General features: G+C 74.3%; 13 protein-coding genes. 9 read left to right on the top strand and 4 right to left on the bottom strand.

The annotated features are described in order from the left end of the window. Positions 1-2 precede the first annotated feature (2 nt). From mqnE to ACZ6TV_RS30805, 3 genes are read left to right on the top strand one after another with little or no spacing between them, the layout of a single operon-like run. A complete protein-coding gene (mqnE, locus tag ACZ6TV_RS30815; RefSeq protein WP_465300795.1) occupies positions 3-1,169 on the top strand; it encodes an aminofutalosine synthase MqnE in 1,167 nt (388 codons plus the stop codon). Between the two features lie 44 nt (positions 1,170-1,213). Further along, complete coding sequence (locus tag ACZ6TV_RS30810; protein ID WP_465300794.1) at positions 1,214-1,507, top strand: ferredoxin; 294 nt, start codon at positions 1,214-1,216, stop codon at positions 1,505-1,507. A 4-nt stretch (positions 1,508-1,511) separates the two neighbouring features. Next, on the top strand, positions 1,512-2,222 hold the full coding sequence (locus tag ACZ6TV_RS30805; RefSeq protein WP_465300793.1) for a 4'-phosphopantetheinyl transferase family protein: 711 nt from the start codon (positions 1,512-1,514) through the stop codon (positions 2,220-2,222). A 52-nt stretch (positions 2,223-2,274) separates the two neighbouring features. Here ACZ6TV_RS30805 and ACZ6TV_RS30800 read toward each other — a convergent pair whose 3' ends face one another. Continuing rightward, on the bottom strand, positions 2,275-3,009 hold the full coding sequence (locus tag ACZ6TV_RS30800; RefSeq protein ID WP_465300792.1) for a rhomboid family intramembrane serine protease: 735 nt from the start codon (positions 3,007-3,009) through the stop codon (positions 2,275-2,277). 110 nt (positions 3,010-3,119) lie between these two features. Here ACZ6TV_RS30800 and ACZ6TV_RS30795 point away from each other — a divergent pair, with 110 nt between their 5' ends. The 5 genes from ACZ6TV_RS30795 (at position 3,120) to ACZ6TV_RS30775 (ending at position 11,879) form a co-directional block, all read left to right on the top strand. Continuing rightward, positions 3,120-8,069, top strand: coding sequence for a type I polyketide synthase (locus ACZ6TV_RS30795; protein WP_465300791.1), 4,950 nt, complete (start codon positions 3,120-3,122; stop codon positions 8,067-8,069). Further along, positions 8,066-9,817: a fatty acyl-AMP ligase gene (locus ACZ6TV_RS30790; protein ID WP_465300790.1), complete on the top strand. Its 1,752-nt coding sequence runs from the start codon at positions 8,066-8,068 to the stop codon at positions 9,815-9,817. Before ACZ6TV_RS30795 ends, ACZ6TV_RS30790 begins: the two co-directional genes overlap by 4 nt. A gap of 17 nt (positions 9,818-9,834) precedes the next feature. Further along, positions 9,835-10,578: an HAD family hydrolase gene (locus tag ACZ6TV_RS30785; RefSeq protein ID WP_465300789.1), complete on the top strand. Its 744-nt coding sequence runs from the start codon at positions 9,835-9,837 to the stop codon at positions 10,576-10,578. Then, positions 10,575-11,384, top strand: a complete 810-nt coding sequence (locus tag ACZ6TV_RS30780) for a futalosine hydrolase (RefSeq protein WP_465300788.1) — start codon at positions 10,575-10,577, stop codon at positions 11,382-11,384. Before ACZ6TV_RS30785 ends, ACZ6TV_RS30780 begins: the two co-directional genes overlap by 4 nt. 81 nt (positions 11,385-11,465) lie before the next feature. Further along, positions 11,466-11,879, top strand: coding sequence for an ATP-binding protein (locus ACZ6TV_RS30775; RefSeq protein ID WP_465300787.1), 414 nt, complete (start codon positions 11,466-11,468; stop codon positions 11,877-11,879). Between the two features lie 18 nt (positions 11,880-11,897). Here ACZ6TV_RS30775 and ACZ6TV_RS30770 read toward each other — a convergent pair whose 3' ends face one another. Then, on the bottom strand, positions 11,898-13,376 hold the full coding sequence (locus tag ACZ6TV_RS30770; RefSeq protein WP_465300786.1) for a hypothetical protein: 1,479 nt from the start codon (positions 13,374-13,376) through the stop codon (positions 11,898-11,900). A gap of 47 nt (positions 13,377-13,423) precedes the next feature. Then, positions 13,424-13,597 (bottom strand): hypothetical protein, encoded by a 174-nt coding sequence (locus tag ACZ6TV_RS30765; RefSeq protein ID WP_465300785.1) that lies wholly within the window; start codon positions 13,595-13,597, stop codon positions 13,424-13,426. Positions 13,598-13,739: 142 nt separating this feature from the next. Here ACZ6TV_RS30765 and ACZ6TV_RS30760 point away from each other — a divergent pair, with 142 nt between their 5' ends. Continuing rightward, positions 13,740-14,528 carry a hypothetical protein gene (locus tag ACZ6TV_RS30760; protein ID WP_465300784.1) on the top strand — a complete coding sequence of 263 codons (789 nt, stop codon included), beginning with the start codon at positions 13,740-13,742 and terminating at the stop codon, positions 14,526-14,528. Between the two features lie 38 nt (positions 14,529-14,566). Here ACZ6TV_RS30760 and ACZ6TV_RS30755 read toward each other — a convergent pair whose 3' ends face one another. Continuing rightward, positions 14,567-14,722, bottom strand: coding sequence for a hypothetical protein (locus ACZ6TV_RS30755; RefSeq protein WP_465300783.1), 156 nt, complete (start codon positions 14,720-14,722; stop codon positions 14,567-14,569). Positions 14,723-14,750: the final 28 nt, after the last annotated feature.

Raw genomic sequence — 14,750 nt, 5'->3', positions numbered from 1 at the left:
TGGTGGACACAGGACTGAAGCGGGAACTGGAGGCGAAGGTCTTCGCCGGTGAGCGGCTCAGCCGCGAGGACGGCATCGCGCTGTACGCGTGCGACGACCTCGCGTGGCTCGGCGGGCTCGCCCACCACGTCCGCACCAAGAAGAACGGTGACGTCGTCCACTTCAACGTCAACCGGCACCTGAACATGACGAACGTCTGCACGGCGTCGTGCGCGTACTGCTCCTTCCAGCGCAAGCCGGGGGAGAAGGACGCCTACACGATGCGCATCGAGGACGCCGTCCGCCTGGCCAAGGCGATGGAGTCCGAGCAGCTCACCGAGCTGCACATCGTCAACGGCCTGCACCCCACGCTGCCGTGGCGCTACTACCCGCGCTCGATCCGGGCGCTGAAGGAGGCCCTGCCGTCCACCGTGGCGATCAAGGCCTTCACCGCGACGGAGATCCACTGGTTCGAGCGCATCTCCGGGCTGTCCGCCGAGGAGGTCCTCGACGAGCTCATCGACGCCGGCCTCGAGTCGCTCACCGGCGGCGGCGCGGAGATCTTCGACTGGGAGATCCGCCAGCACATCGTCGACCACGCCACCCACTGGGAGGACTGGTCGCGCATCCACCGCCTCGCGCACAGCAAGGGCCTCAAGACCCCGTGCACCATGCTGTACGGGCACATCGAGGAGCCGAAGCACCGCGTCGACCACGTGCTGCGGCTGCGCGAGCTGCAGGACGAGACCGGCGGCTTCCACGTCTTCATCCCGCTGCGCTACCAGCACGACTTCCACGACTCGCGGGACGGCAAGATCCGCAACAAGCTCATGGACCGCACCACGATGGCGACCGGCGCCGAGGCGCTCAAGACCTTCGCCGTGTCCCGGCTGCTGTTCGACAACGTCCCGCACGTCAAGGTCTTCTGGGTGATGCACGGCCTGCAGACCGCCGAACTGGCGCTCAACCACGGCGCCGACGACATCGACGGCTCGGTCGTCGAGTACAAGATCACCCACGACGCGGACGAGTTCGGCACCCCGGACAAGATGACCCGCGAGAGCCTCCTCGACCTGATCCGCAACGCCGGGTTCCGGCCGGTCGAGCGCAACACCCGCTACGAGGTCATCCGCGAGTTCGAGGGCCCCGACCTCGACCGCCGCGAGACGCCCCAGCCGATGCGGGTCTGACCCGTGACAGCCACCGAACCACGAGACGAGGCAGGTGAACGCGGATGACCGCGGCGGCACAGCAGGAGGAGCAGCTCGAGGTCTGGATCGACCAGGGGCTGTGCACCGGCGACGGGATCTGCGCGCAGTACGCGCCGGACGTCTTCGAGCTCGACGTCGACGGGCTCGCCTACGTCAAGGGTGACGACGGGGAGCTGCGGCACTCGCCCGGCACGGCCGTGCTGGTGCCGCTCGTCGCGGCCCAGGACGTCATCGACTCGGCGAACGAGTGCCCCGGCGACTGCATCCACGTGCGCCGCCGGCACGACGGCGTCGAAGTTTACGGTCCAGAGGCGTAAGGCCATGACGATGACGACGGCCGAGGGCGCGCTGACGTTGCTCGGAAGGCTCCTGCCGGAGGGCACGGCCGTGGTCGAGGCGTTCGACGACTCGGTGCCGGCGCCGCTGTTCCCGCAGGAGCTGACGGCGCTCGGCAACGCCGTGGCGAAGCGCCGCGCGGAGTTCATGACGGCCCGGCGGTGCGCCCGCGAGGCGCTCGGCCGGCTCGGCTTCGGCCCGGTCGCGATCCCGTCCGGGCCGCGCCGGGAGCCGCTGTGGCCGGCGGGCGTCGTCGGGACCATCACCCACTGCGCCGGCTACCGGGCCGCGGCCGTCGCCCGGGCCGATCAGCTCACCACGATCGGCATCGACGCCGAGCCGCACGAGCCGCTGCCCGACGGCGTCCTCGCCAGCATCACCCTCGTCGAGGAGCGCCGGCACCTGCGGCAGCTGGAAGGGCAGCGGCCCGGCGTCCACTGGGACCGGCTGCTGTTCAGCATCAAGGAGTCGGTGTTCAAGGCGTGGTACCCGCTGACCGGCCGCTGGCTGGACTTCACCGAGGCCACGGTGACGATCTCGCCGCAGCGCGAGACGTTCCACGCGTGGCTGCTGGTGCCCGGCCCGGTCGTCGGCGGGGTCGAGGTCGCCGGGTTCGGCGGCCGCTGGCTCGTCGACCGCGGCCTGGTCCTCACCAGCATCGCCGTCCCGGCCCGCAAACCCGCGCTCATCGGCTGACCCGCGCACACCCGAAGGCCCGGCACCGTTTGGGTGCCGGGCCTGTGCGTCGTCAGCGGCGGGCGGGGACCGGCCACTCCTGCGAGACCCGGCCCGCGCGGTGCCGCGGCGGGAAGAGCAGCAGCCCGGCGACCGCGCCGCACAGCAGGGCGATGCCGTGCTGGTCCGGCTTCACCGCCAGGGCCGCGGCGCCGGCGATCGCGGCGAGCCCGGCCACGAACGCCACCCCGGTGTAGGTCTCCTGCCGCAGCAGCACGCTCAGCACCACCAGCACGACGGTCGGCGCGACGATCGCGCCGGTGATCCCGCCGAAGCCGAGCCCGGCCACGCACGCCACGTAGTACGGGGCGACGAACGCGTGCGGCCGGGTCGCCGCGCCGGGCCGCAGGATCAGCAGCGTCGCCAGCGCGCCGGCGAGGCCGCACACCGCGAGGGAGTTGCCGGCGCCGGTCGGGTCGAGCCGCTCGCCGAAGGCCTCACCGGCCAGCCCGATGCCCACGTAGAGCACCAGCCACCGCAGCGTGCCGAAGCGCCGCTCGGCGATGACCCCGACGACGATCAGCGAGCCGATGTTGAACAGGATCTGCCCCCACCCGGCGGACTGCACCAGCAGCGGCGTGAACCACCGCCACCACTCCCCGTCGTGCAGCGCGGGATAGTTGCGCCGGAACCGGTCCAGGACGTCGGGGTCGTTGAGCTGGGCGGCCGCACCGAGCGCGGTGATCACCGCGAAGACAGCGGTGGCGATCGGCAGGCCCGCGCGGCGGCGAGATTCGACGGTGGTCACTGCCCCAACGCTACCGGGCGCGCGCTCGCCCCTCTCGGCGCGATCGCCTATCTAGGGGTTGCCCTAAGCGTGATCGCCGATGCTCGAACCCGACCATGGGGGAGGCGGGCGTGCAACCAGCGAAGCAGGCGGCGACCGACGCGGCGGCGGTCGAGGCATGGATCCTGCGGCACGTCGCGGAGAAGGCCGGCACGGACAGCGTGGAGCCCGACGCGGTCCTCGCCGACATCGGCCTGTCCTCCCGCGACGCCCTGGTGCTGCTCGGCGACCTGCAGGAACACCTCGGCCGGCCGGTCGCGGCCACCGTGTTCTGGCAGTACCCGACGGCCCGGCAGCTGGCCCGGCACCTCACCGGCGCCGGCGGACCCGCCACGAGCCCGGCCCGGCCGCCGGCGGCCACGGCCGACGGCGGGCCGATCGCCGTCATCGGCATGGGCTGCCGGTTCCCCGGCGCGGACGGCCCCGACGCGTTCTGGCGGCTGCTGGAGTCCGGCACCGACGCCGTCGGCGGTGACGTGCCCGGCCACCCGCCGCTCGGCCGGCCGCACGGGCTGCTCGCCGGCGTCGACCAGTTCGACGCCGAGTTCTTCGCCGTCTCCGGCAAGGAGGCCGCGCACGTCGACCCGCAGCACCGGCTGCTGCTCGAGGTGGCGTGGGAGACCCTCGAACACGCCGGGGTCGTGCCGGCGAGCCTGGCCGGCACCCGCACCGGCGTGTTCGTCGGCATCAGCGGCAGCGACTACGGCCGGCTCCTCGCCCGCGAGCCGCACCTGCACACCCCGCACTCCGGGACCGGGCAGGCGCTGAGCGTCGCGGCGAACCGCATCTCCTACGCCCTGGACCTCAAGGGCCCGAGCATGGCCGTGGACACCGCCTGCTCGTCGTCGCTGGTGGCGCTGCACATGGCCTGCCGCAGCCTGCGCCTCGGCGAGTCCGACACCGCGCTCGCCGGCGGCGTGAACCTGCTCCTCGCGACCGACGGCACCGACGTCTTCGAGCAGGCCGGCATGATGGCCGCCGACGGCCGGTGCAAGACGTTCGACGCCGCCGCCGACGGCTACGTCCGCGCCGAGGGCTGCGGCCTGGTACTGCTCAAGCGGCTCGACGCGGCCGTCCGCGACGGCGACCGGGTCCTCGCCGTCATCCGCGGCTCCGCCGTCAACCAGGACGGGCGCAGCAACGGGCTCACCGCCCCGCACGGCGGCGCCCAGGAGGACGTGCTGCGCGACGCCCTGCACGACGCGGGCCTGGCACCCGGCGAGGTCGACTACGTCGAGGCGCACGGCACCGGCACCCCCCTCGGCGACCCGATCGAGGCCGCCGCGCTCGCCGCCGTCCTCGGCGAGGGCCGGCCCGCAAGCGAGCCGCTGCTGCTCGGCTCGGTGAAGACGAACATCGGCCACGCCGAGGCCGCCGCCGGGATCGCCGGGGTGCTCAAGGTCGTGCTGATGCTCCAGCACGAGCACGTCCCCGCCCACCTGCATCTGCGCGAGCGCAACCCGCGGATCCCCGCCGACGCGCCGCTGACCGTGCCGACCACCGGGCAGCCGTGGCGGCCGCGGCACGGCACGCTCACCGCCGGCGTCAGCTCCTTCGGCTTCGGCGGCACCAACGCCCACGTCATCGTCCAGGCCGCCCCGCCACCGGCGAGACCGCCCGCCGGTGGCAACGTCCGCTCCTCGCACCTGGTCACCGTCGCCGCCAAGTCCCCGGCGGCCCTCGCCGCGCTCGCGTCCCGGTACGCGGACCGGCTCGAGGACAAGCTCCCGCTCGCCGACTTCACCTCGTCCGTGCACACCGGACGGTCGCACCTGCGGCACCGGGCCGCCTTCGCCGCGCGTACCCGCGAAGAAGCCGCCGAACAGCTGCGCCGCGTCGCCACCGGGACGGCCCACCGGGGCCTGCACAACGGCCTGCGCCCACCCGACGGCGCCGGCAGCGTCGCGTTCCTGTTCAGCGGGCAGGGGTCGCAGTACGCCGACATGGGCCGGCAGCTGTACGTGACGAACGCCCGCTTCCGCGACACCCTTCTGCGCTGTGACGAAACCCTGCGGGACCTGCTCGGCCGCAGCATCCAGACGGTCCTGTTCCCGCAGCCCGGCGAGCAGCACCTCCTCGACGAGACCCGCTACACGCAGCCCGCGCTGTTCTGCGTCGAATACGCCCTCGCGCAGCTGTGGACCGGCTGGGGCGTGACCCCCGGCCACCTGCTCGGGCACAGCGTCGGCGAGCTGGTCGCCGCGTGCGTCGCCGGGGTCTTCGACCTCGAGGACGGGCTGCGCCTGGTCGCCGCGCGCGGCCGGCTCGTGCAGGAGCACAGCGCACCCGGCGCGATGCTGGCCGCGTTCACCGGCGAGGACACGGTCCGCGCCGCGCTCGCCGCCGTGGCCGACCCGAGCCTGGCGATCGCCGCCGTCAACGCCGACACCAACGTCACCGTCGCCGGCACCGCCGAGGCCGTCGCCGCCGTGGAGGCGCACCTGACCGCCGGTGGCGTGACGGTCCGGCCGGTGCGGTCGGACCTCGCGTTCCACTCGCCGATGATGGCCGCGGCCCGCGACGCGTTCGCCGAGGTCGCCGCCGCCGTCACCTACCGGGCGCCGCGGGTGCCGCTGGTCAGCGACCTCGACGGCCGGTACTTCGACGACACGCACCGCCCCGACGCCGCGTACTGGACCAGGCACCTCACCTCGACGATCCGCTACGCCGACGGCGTGCGGAGCGTCGCCGCGGCCGGCTGCGCCACGTTCGTCGAGGTCGGCCCCGGCCAGGTGCTGCTCGGCGCCGGCCGCCGGGTGGTGTCCGGGGCGCGGTGGGTGGCGTCGCTGCGCACCGGCGCCGAGGACGGCGACGTGCTCACCGACTCGCTCGCCCAGCTGTACGCCGCCGGCCACGACCTCGACTGGGCCGGGCTCCACGACGGGTTCCGCCGCCGGCGGGTCGACCTGCCCACCTACCCGTTCCAGCGCAGACGGTACTGGCTGCCGACGGCGGCCGCACCGGCGGTGATCCCCATCCAGAGAGGGGCTGAGGAGCACGTGGCACAACCGACGTCGGCAGGAGCGGACGACCGCATCCTGGCGGAGCTCGGCCAGGTCGTGACGACGCTGCTGGAGTCCGCCTCCCCGATCGACCCGGACATGTCGTTCCTGGAGCTCGGCGCGGACTCCATGACGCTGTTCCACACGATCCAGAGCATCCAGCGCACCTTCGAGGTGGTCATCCCGATCGGGTTGCTGTTCGAGGAGGTCAACACGCTGCGGCGGCTGGCCGGCTACATCTCGCAGCACGCCCCGGCCGGCGTCCTCGCCCTGCGCGAACCGCCGCCCGCGGCCATGCCGGTGCCGGCGGCTGCGCCGGTGTCGTTGCCGGTGTCGTTGCCGGTGTCGTCGCCGGTTGCCGGACCCGTGCCGCTGCCGCCGGCCGGCCCGGGTGGTGGCGGCGCCGTCGACCGGTTCCTCGACGTGCACGCGCAGGTGATGGACCAGGCGTTCGAGCTGCTGCGCCGCGGCCGGACCGGCGCCGCCCAGCCGGCCCCGGCCGGGCCGGCGCCCACGGCCGCCGTGCCTGTCCTGCCGGCGCCGCGCACTGTGATCCCGGCCGCGCCGCAGGGGACCTTCGTCGCGTTCGGGCCCCGCACCGGCGGCACCTCGCGCAAGCTCACCGACGAGCAGCGGGCGTTCATCGCCGAGCTGTCCCGCGCCTACTGCGCCCGCACCGCCGGGTCCCGCGCCCAGGCCGGCGCGGAGCGGCTGGGGCACGCCGACGTCCGGCACGCGCCGCAGCCGTACCTCAACCTCAAGGAGACCCGCTACCCGATCGTGGTCGCCAGGTCCCACGGCGCCAAGGTGTGGGACGTCGACGGCAACGAGTACATCGACCTCACCATGGGCTTCGGGGTCAACCTGTTCGGCCACAACGAGCCGTTCATCAACGAGGCGATCACCGCCCAGCTCGCCGACGGCATGCAGCTCGGCCCGCACTCGCCGCTGGTACCGGAGATGACCGACCTCATCCGGCAGCTGACCGGCAAGGAGCGGGTCGTCTACTGCAACACCGGCTCCGAGGCGGTGATGGTGGCGGTCCGGCTGGCCCGGGCGGTCACCGGACGGCACCGCATCGCCATGTTCGCCGGCGCCTACCACGGCACCGCCGACCCGATCCTGGCCCGCCAGGACATCGAGGGCTCCTCCGGCGAGTCGGTGCCGATGGCGCCGGGCATCCCGCCCGAGGTCAGCGCCAACGCGCTCGTCCTGCCCTACGGCGACCCGGCGTCGCTGCAGGTGCTGCGGGAGCGGGCGCACGAGCTCGCCGCCGTGATCGTCGAGCCGGTGCAGAGCCGCCGCCCCGACGTCCAGCCGGTCGAGTTCCTGCGCGAGGTCCGCGCGATCACCGCCGACGCGGGCACCCCGTTCATCTTCGACGAGGTCATCACCGGCTTCCGGATGCACCAGAACGGCGCCCAGGGCGTCTTCGGCATCACCGCCGACATCACCACCTACGGCAAGGTTCTCGGCGGCGGCATGCCGATCGGCGTGGTCGCCGGCGACGCGAAGTACCTCGACGCGATCGACGGCGGCGCGTGGGAGTTCGGCGACCAGCCGTACCCGCAGTCGGTGCGCACCTTCTTCTCCGGCACGTTCTGCAAGCACCCGCTGTCGCTGGCCGCCGGCCGGGCCGTCCTGCGCGAGCTGGTCCGGCGCGGACCGGCGCTGCAGGAACAGCTCAACGCCCGGACCGAGGCGTTCGGCGCGCAGCTGGACGCGATGTTCACCGCGGCGGACGTGCCGATCCGGGTCGCCCGGTTCGGTTCGCTGTTCCGGCTGCGGCTCGTCGAGGAGCCGGCCCAGTCCGAGCGGACCGAGATCTTCCACACCATGCTCGTGCACGACGGCCTGTACATCTGGGAAGGGCGCAACTGCTTCCTGTCCCTCGCCCACACCGACGAGGACCTGGACCGGATCGTCGCGGTCGTCGTCAAGGCCGCCGACGCGATGACCGCCAACGGGCTGTTCCCCGGCGCGCGGACGATCCTGGCCGGCGCGGTGGGGGAGTCGTGACCGCCGACCGGCACCCGCTGCACGTGCTGGAGGGTGTGCACACGCTCGGCGACCTGCTGCGCCACCACGCCGCGAGCATCCCGGACCGGCCCGCCTGCACGGAGCTGGACAGCCACGGCGCGGAGGTGGCCACCCTCACCTACGCGGAGCTGGACCGGCGGGTCCGGGACACCGCGGCGCTGCTGCAGCAGACCACGTCGCCGGGAGACCGGGCGATGCTGATGCTGCCCAACGGCGTCGACTTCGTCGTCGCGTTCTTCGCCTGCGCGTACGCCGGGCTGGTCGCGGTGCCCTCACCGTCGCCGGACGCGATCCACGGCGGGAAGCGGACCCTCGGCCGGCTCGACGGGATCGTCAAGGACGCCGACCCGGCCGTGGTGCTCACCACCGCCCAGCACGCCGAGTCGGCGCTCGTCGCGGACCTCGGCAGCGTCGAGCCGATCGTCGTCGCCGACGTGCCGGCCGGCCTCGCCGGGCTGTGGCGCGACCCCGGCGTCCGGCCGGAGGACCCGGCGTTCCTGCAGTACACGTCCGGCTCCACCAGCGCGCCGAAGGGTGTCGTGCTCTCCCACGGCAACGTGCTCGCCAACGCCGCCGCCATCGCCGTGCTCACCGACGCGCCCAACTGCCCGCCCGGCGGGCACTGCGTGGTGAGCTGGCTGCCGATCTTCCACGACATGGGCCTCGCGCAGCTGCTCGGCGCCCTGTACCCGGCGGGCCGGGTCGTACTGCTGCCGCCGATGGCGCTGCTCATGCGCCCGTTCGTCTGGCTCGACGCGGTCAGCCGCTACCGTGCCTGGGTCTCCTCGGCCCCGAACTTCGCCTACGAGCTGTGCGTCGCGAAGGTCACCGAGGAGCAGAAGGCGCGGCTGGACCTGAGCGGCTGGCGGATCGCGCTCAACGGCGCCGAACCGGTGCGGTACAGCACCCTGACGAGGTTCATGGACGCGTTCGCCGGCGCCGGGTTCAGCCCGGAGACGCTGCGGCCCTGCTACGGCCTGGCCGAGGCGGTCGTCTACATCAGCGGCGCCCGCTCGCCCGGCGACGCCCGCCGCGTCGACCTCGACGCCGCCGCCCTGGAGGAGCGCGGCGAGCTCGTCGCGGCGCGGCAGGGCCACCCGGCACGGCAGATCGTCGCCTGCGGCCGCATCCCCGCCAACCTCGACGTGCGGATCGTCGCCGCCGGGGTACCGGCGGGCGACGGCCGGGTGGGCGAGATCTGGGTCGCCGGGGACAGCGTCTCCAGCGGCTACTGGCGGCAGCCGGAAGCGACCGCGGCCCGCTTCGGCGGCCGGCTCGCCGACCGGCCCGACGCCGCCTACCTGCAGACCGGCGACCTCGGCTTCGTCCGCGACGGGCAGCTGTTCGTGCTCGGCCGCATCGACGACCTGATCATCGTCGACGGCCGCAACCACTACCCGACCGACATCGAGCGCACCGTCAGCGCCGCCCACCCGGCGATCGCGGCGGACGGCGTGGCCGCGTTCCCGTACGGGGACGACGGGCAGCTCGGCATCGTCGCCGAGACCGCCCGCCAGGTCCGCGTCACCCGGGACGCCGACGGCCCCGGCGTCCCCTACGAGGAGGTCGTGACCGCGGTCCGCCGGGCCGTGTCGGACGAGCACCAGCTGCACGTCGCGTCGGTGACGCTGCTGCGCCCCGGCGGCCTGCCCCGCACCACCAGCGGCAAGGTCCAGCGCAGGCGCAGCCGGGACCTGCTGCCCGGCGGCGGGGCCAAGGCGTGGTGACCGGTAGCGTGCTGGCGATGCGCACCTTGTTCGACACGCCTTCCACGTACACGCTCGACCCGGCCTCCTCGGCGGGCCCGGTGCCGCCGGTGCAGGCGGTGCTCTTCGACTTCGCCAACACGATCTTCCATATGATCGACGCCTCGCGGTGGCTGCGGCTGATCGCCGAGGACACCGGCCGGGCCGGCGAGCTCGACGACCCGGCCGCGCTCGCCGCGGCCCTCGCCGACCTCACCGCCGCCTACCAGCTGCCCGACGTCCTCGCCGTGCAGACCGGCCGCGACCTGTCCGCCGACCGGCACCGCGACGCGATGCTCGCCTGGTTCGCCGCCGTGCCGTTCCTGCGCGGCCACGAGCCGGCCGCGCACGCCAGGATGATCCACACCGAGTCGTGGGTGCCGTACCAGGACACCGCCGAAGTGCTGCGCGGCCTGCGGGCACGTGGCGTGCGGGTCGGGGTGGTCAGCGACATCGCCTGGGACATCCGGGCGCATGTCCGGCATTTCGGTCTTGGCGACCTGATCGACACCTACGCCCTGTCGTACGAGGCCGGCCGGGAGAAGCCGGACCCGGAGCTGTTCCGCAAGGCATGCGCCGACCTGGGCGCCGACCCGCGGGCGACGCTCATGGTCGGCGACAACCCGGTCCGCGACGGCGGCGCGTCGGCGGCCGGGCTGCGCTGCTACATCCTGCCGGCCGAGCACCGCACCGGCGACCGCGGCCTGGCCCCGGTCCTCGACCTCGTGCCGGCCGCCCGATGAACCAGGCAGCGCCGACCGACCCGACCGAGCCATCGGGCGCGCCCGGGCCGTTGGGGGCCAACGGGCCGACCGGGTCGGTCCGGTCGGCGCTGCCCGGCCTGCCCGGTTTCCGGCGGGTCCTGATCGTGACCGCGGTCGAGCCGGAGCGCGCCGCCGTCCTCACCGGCCTCGGCCTCGCGTCGTCGCCATCCGGCAGCGCGCCCGTCGCCGCCGGTCAGGTCGACCCGGCCTCGGTGGTGGTCGTCGCGGGTGGGGTCGGGCCCGCCGACGCGGCCGCCGCCACCGCGAGGCTGCTGACCCGGGCCGAGTGTGCCGGCCGGCCGTTCGACGCCGTGCTGTCCGCCGGGATCGGGGGCGCGTTCCCGGGCCGGGCCGGCATCGGCGGCCTGGTCCTGGGCCACCTCAGCGCGGCCGGCGACCTCGGTGCCGAGGACGGTGCCGAGTTCATCGACCTGGAGCGCCTCGGGTTCGGCCGCAGCCGGCACGCCGCCGACCCGCTCCTGCTGCGCCGCCTGCGGCAGGCCCTGCCCGCGGCGGCCGTCGGCACCGTGGTGACCGTCAGCACCGCCACCGGGTCGGCCGCGCGGACCGAGGCGCTGCGCCGGCGGGTACACGACGCGGCGGCGGAAGGCATGGAAGGCTTCGGCGTGGCGACCGCCGCCGCGGCGGCTGGAACGCCGTTCGGCGAGCTGCGGGCCGTCTCCAACGAGGTCGGCCCCCGCGACCGGTCGGCCTGGCGGATCCCGCAGGCCCTCGGCGCGCTCCGCGACGCGTTCGCGGTCCTGGCGGCACCGGCGGGCGGCTGAGATCCGGCCGCCGGCCTCGTTACGCGCGGCCACCCATTGGGTATTCCGTCGGGCATCGCAACCGAGACGGGGAGTGGGCGCATGACCGACGAGGTGCATCTGCAGATGTCACTGGATCTGCCCCGGGAGTCCGAGCGGGTGGGGCAGACGCGCCGGATGCTCGACGGTGCCCTCGCCGGGGCGGGCGTCGAGGAGGAGTGCCGCGACGACATCCGCATCGCGCTGACCGAGGCGTGCACCAACGTCATCGAGCACGCCGCGCTCGCCGCCACGTATCACGTCGACGTCACCGTCGAGGGCGACCGGTGCGTGATCGAGGTGACGGACGACGGCGGCGGGTTCGACCCGTTGCTGGTCCGGCCCGGCGACCTGCTGGACGACTCCGGACGGGGGCTGCAGATGGTCGCCGCAGTGGTGGACGGCCTGGACGTGGTGTCCGTCGACGGCACCGGCACGATGCTGCGGTTCACGAAACAGCTGACCTGGCGCCGCTGAACCCTCGCCGGGCGGCGCTCAGAAGTGCCCGCCGAAGTGCCCACCGCCACCCATGCTGCTGGGCCAGGTGGTGACGTGCACCGACGCCGGCCTGGTCCGCGACGGCGGCGGCTCGGGCGGCCACGGATCGGGGCGCCCGGCCCGTTCGGCGACGCTGCGGAAGTGTTCGCGCTCGTACCAGTACCGCCGCTCGGTGAGCACGGCACGCAGCTTCGAGCCGTCCGGGTCCTCGCGGTCGTACTGCGCGAACTGCCCGGTGAGGAACAGCAGCGGGAGCACCGCGCGCTCGTCGTCCTCGGGCAGGTAGCCCGCGTCGACGACGGCCGCGACCGCCTCCGGCTGGAGCTTGACCGCGCGGGCGACGAGCGCCCGGCGCATCCACCGGCGCCGGAGGTCCTCGACCGAGGGCCTGCCGAGCGGCTCAAGGGTGCGCAGCGACCGGCGGACGGCCGCGGCCACGTCGTCCGGGAGGTCCGGGCCGAGCACGGCCAGGACCCGGCCGACGATGTCGTCCGCCTCGAGGCCCGTCCCGCGGGCTGCGCACGCCAGCTGCAGCACCCGCGCGTCGGGATCGGCCGCGCGGTAGGCGTCGAACTGGCGGGTGAGCAGGAGCAGCAGCGGCGTCCAGGCGGGGTCGGCGGGCCGGTGACCGGCGTCGCGGACCGCGCCGGCGGCCTGGGCATCGCCGAGGATGGCCCGCTCGCACAGCACCGCGACGCCCGCCTCGGCCCGCATGTCCCGCAGCGCGCGCTGGCACATGTCGTGGACGGCGGCGGGCAGCCAGAACGTGAGGTACTCCAGCAGCCGTGCGGCCAGCGCGCCCTGGTCGTACGCCGGCAGCAGCCCGGGCCGGTCCTTCAGCATCACGAGCAGGGCCAGGTCGATGTCGCCCGGATCCGAGGGCAGCCGGGGCAGGTTCGGGTTGCCGGAGACGATCTTCAGCAGCGACCCGGGCTCACCACCGGACCACAGGTTGCACCGGGTCTCGGCGCCGTCCGGCGCGGCGCCCAGGTAGGTCGGGCCGGGCTTCGCCCGCGGCCGGAACGCGACCTCGAGGGCGTCGAGCAGCCCGGGCTGGTCGGTGCCGGACAGCAGCTCCGCCAGCCGCTGCCGGATCCTCGCGTCGGGGAAGCCCAGGGCGGCGTCGACGAGCCGCTGCACGTCCGGGTCGCCCTGGTACACGCCGGAGGGCGGCGCGGCGGCGGTCTGCGGCAGGCACGCGGTCAGCCGGACCTGCGGCCGGTACGGCGCCGCCGGGTCCGGCTCGAGCAGGAACTCCAGCACCGGCGTGACCCGCTCCGGCCGCTCGTGGTTGCCGAACCGGAAGGACGCCGAGGTGAGCAGGAACCACGCGCCGCGCCACACCTGCTCGCGCTCGGCCCCGCCGGCGGCCCACCACCGCTCGACCCGGTCACGCGCCCTGGCGTTGCCCTCGTACACCGCGGCCGCGAGGACGTCCTGCGCATGCTGCGGTGTACGCCATCGACGGAACAGCATCCGTCTATTCTCGCACCGCCGGGATCGTTTGTGCCGAAACGATCGCCTTACACGTCGGCCGGGTCGCCGCCCGAGCGCTCGACGTCGGCGCGGAGGTCGTCACGCCCCACCGGCGTGCCGTCGGAGTCGCGGTTGACGCCGTCCTCGCCCTCGCCGGTGAGGTCGTAGTCGGGCAGGACGGGGACGATCGGTGGCATCGGCTGCTGCGACGGGGTTGTCATGCTGCACCTCCAGGGTTTCCTTCCCCATACCCACTTCCGCCGCCGATGCACGCGGGGTCGCGCACCGCGGAAGATGTCGGCGGACGTCGAACGGGTACGGTTCGGATGGTCTTTATCAGGCTCGCACCGGGGGACGTCCGCTTTGACCGAGGCAATGTCGCCGCGCTGGCAGGAGGCCGACGCGGCGGTGGAGTCACTCGTCGGCGCGCTCCTCGCGGAGGCGGCCCGGACCGCGGGACGGGACACCCGGCTGCGCCCCGGCGGCCGGAAACGCTCCCGCCGCCCGAAGAGCACCCGGCACCACATCGCCGAGGTCATCCGCGCCGGCGAGCTCGCACCGGGCCTGCGGGTGGACCGCAACATGGTGGCGGCACTGTTCGTCGGCCACCGCGACCTCGTGTCCAACCCGGTGCTGGTGGTCGCCGTCGCGCGGGCGTGCGGCATCATCGCGGGCCGGAAGCTGACGTCGAAGAAGGCCGCCCGGCTCCGCGCGGCCAGCCTCCGCGTCGCGAAGCTGATCGCCCGTGCCGACGCCGACACCCACCGCATCCCGTCGCCCCGCCCAGCACCCGCACCGGTTCCCGCACCCGCACCGGTTCCCGCGCCCGCGCCGGTTCCCGCGCCCGACGAGACCGTGCCGGTCGAAGCCGTGCCGGTCGAAGCCGTGCCGGTCGAGGCTGTGCCGGTCGAGGCGGTCGAGGTCGAGCCCGTCGGGACCGTGCCGCGGCCGCAGGACGCGCCGGTCGGTCCGAAGCGGTCCGCCGCCGCCACGCAGCGGGACGCCGCCCGGGTCGTGGCCCGTCAACGCCGCCGCCGCGAACGTCAGCAACTGCGCCGCCGCCGTCGCGCCCGCCGCCGGGCCGTCAAGGTGCTCCTGCTCGTCCTGCTCCTCGTCCTCGTCGTCACCGGCCTGCTCACCCTCGGCCGCTGAACTGCACGGCGCCGCGTCGGGGAACCCGGGTTCGGACCTCAGCCTCGGCCCGCCGGCTGCAGCACCAAGGCGGTTCGGTCCTCGTTCTCGTCCAGCAGCTCGGCGGTCAACTCGGTCAGGTTCTGCAACCGTTCCATGCCGGCCTGCTCGACCGGCTCCTCCCGGTGTCGGCGGCGAAATCGTACGGCCATCATGCAAACGACCGGCACGGCAAGCTGTTCG

The organism is Dactylosporangium sp. NPDC051087 (assembly GCF_055586325.1).
This window is presented reverse-complemented; position numbering and strand designations above follow the sequence as displayed.

Excerpts from the sequence above, each read along its gene's own strand:
- ACZ6TV_RS30755 (WP_465300783.1), bottom strand. The coding sequence starts at position 14,722 with ATGATGGCCGTACGATTTCGCCGCCGACACCGGGAGGAGCCGGTCGAG.
- ACZ6TV_RS30780 (WP_465300788.1), top strand. The coding sequence starts at position 10,575 with ATGAACCAGGCAGCGCCGACCGACCCGACCGAGCCATCGGGCGCGCCC.
- ACZ6TV_RS30785 (WP_465300789.1), top strand. The coding sequence starts at position 9,835 with ATGCGCACCTTGTTCGACACGCCTTCCACGTACACGCTCGACCCGGCC.
- ACZ6TV_RS30775 (WP_465300787.1), top strand. The coding sequence starts at position 11,466 with ATGACCGACGAGGTGCATCTGCAGATGTCACTGGATCTGCCCCGGGAG.
- ACZ6TV_RS30765 (WP_465300785.1), bottom strand. The coding sequence starts at position 13,597 with ATGACAACCCCGTCGCAGCAGCCGATGCCACCGATCGTCCCCGTCCTG.
- ACZ6TV_RS30805 (WP_465300793.1), top strand. The coding sequence starts at position 1,512 with ATGACGATGACGACGGCCGAGGGCGCGCTGACGTTGCTCGGAAGGCTC.
- ACZ6TV_RS30770 (WP_465300786.1), bottom strand. The coding sequence starts at position 13,376 with ATGCTGTTCCGTCGATGGCGTACACCGCAGCATGCGCAGGACGTCCTC.
- ACZ6TV_RS30810 (WP_465300794.1), top strand. The coding sequence starts at position 1,214 with ATGACCGCGGCGGCACAGCAGGAGGAGCAGCTCGAGGTCTGGATCGAC.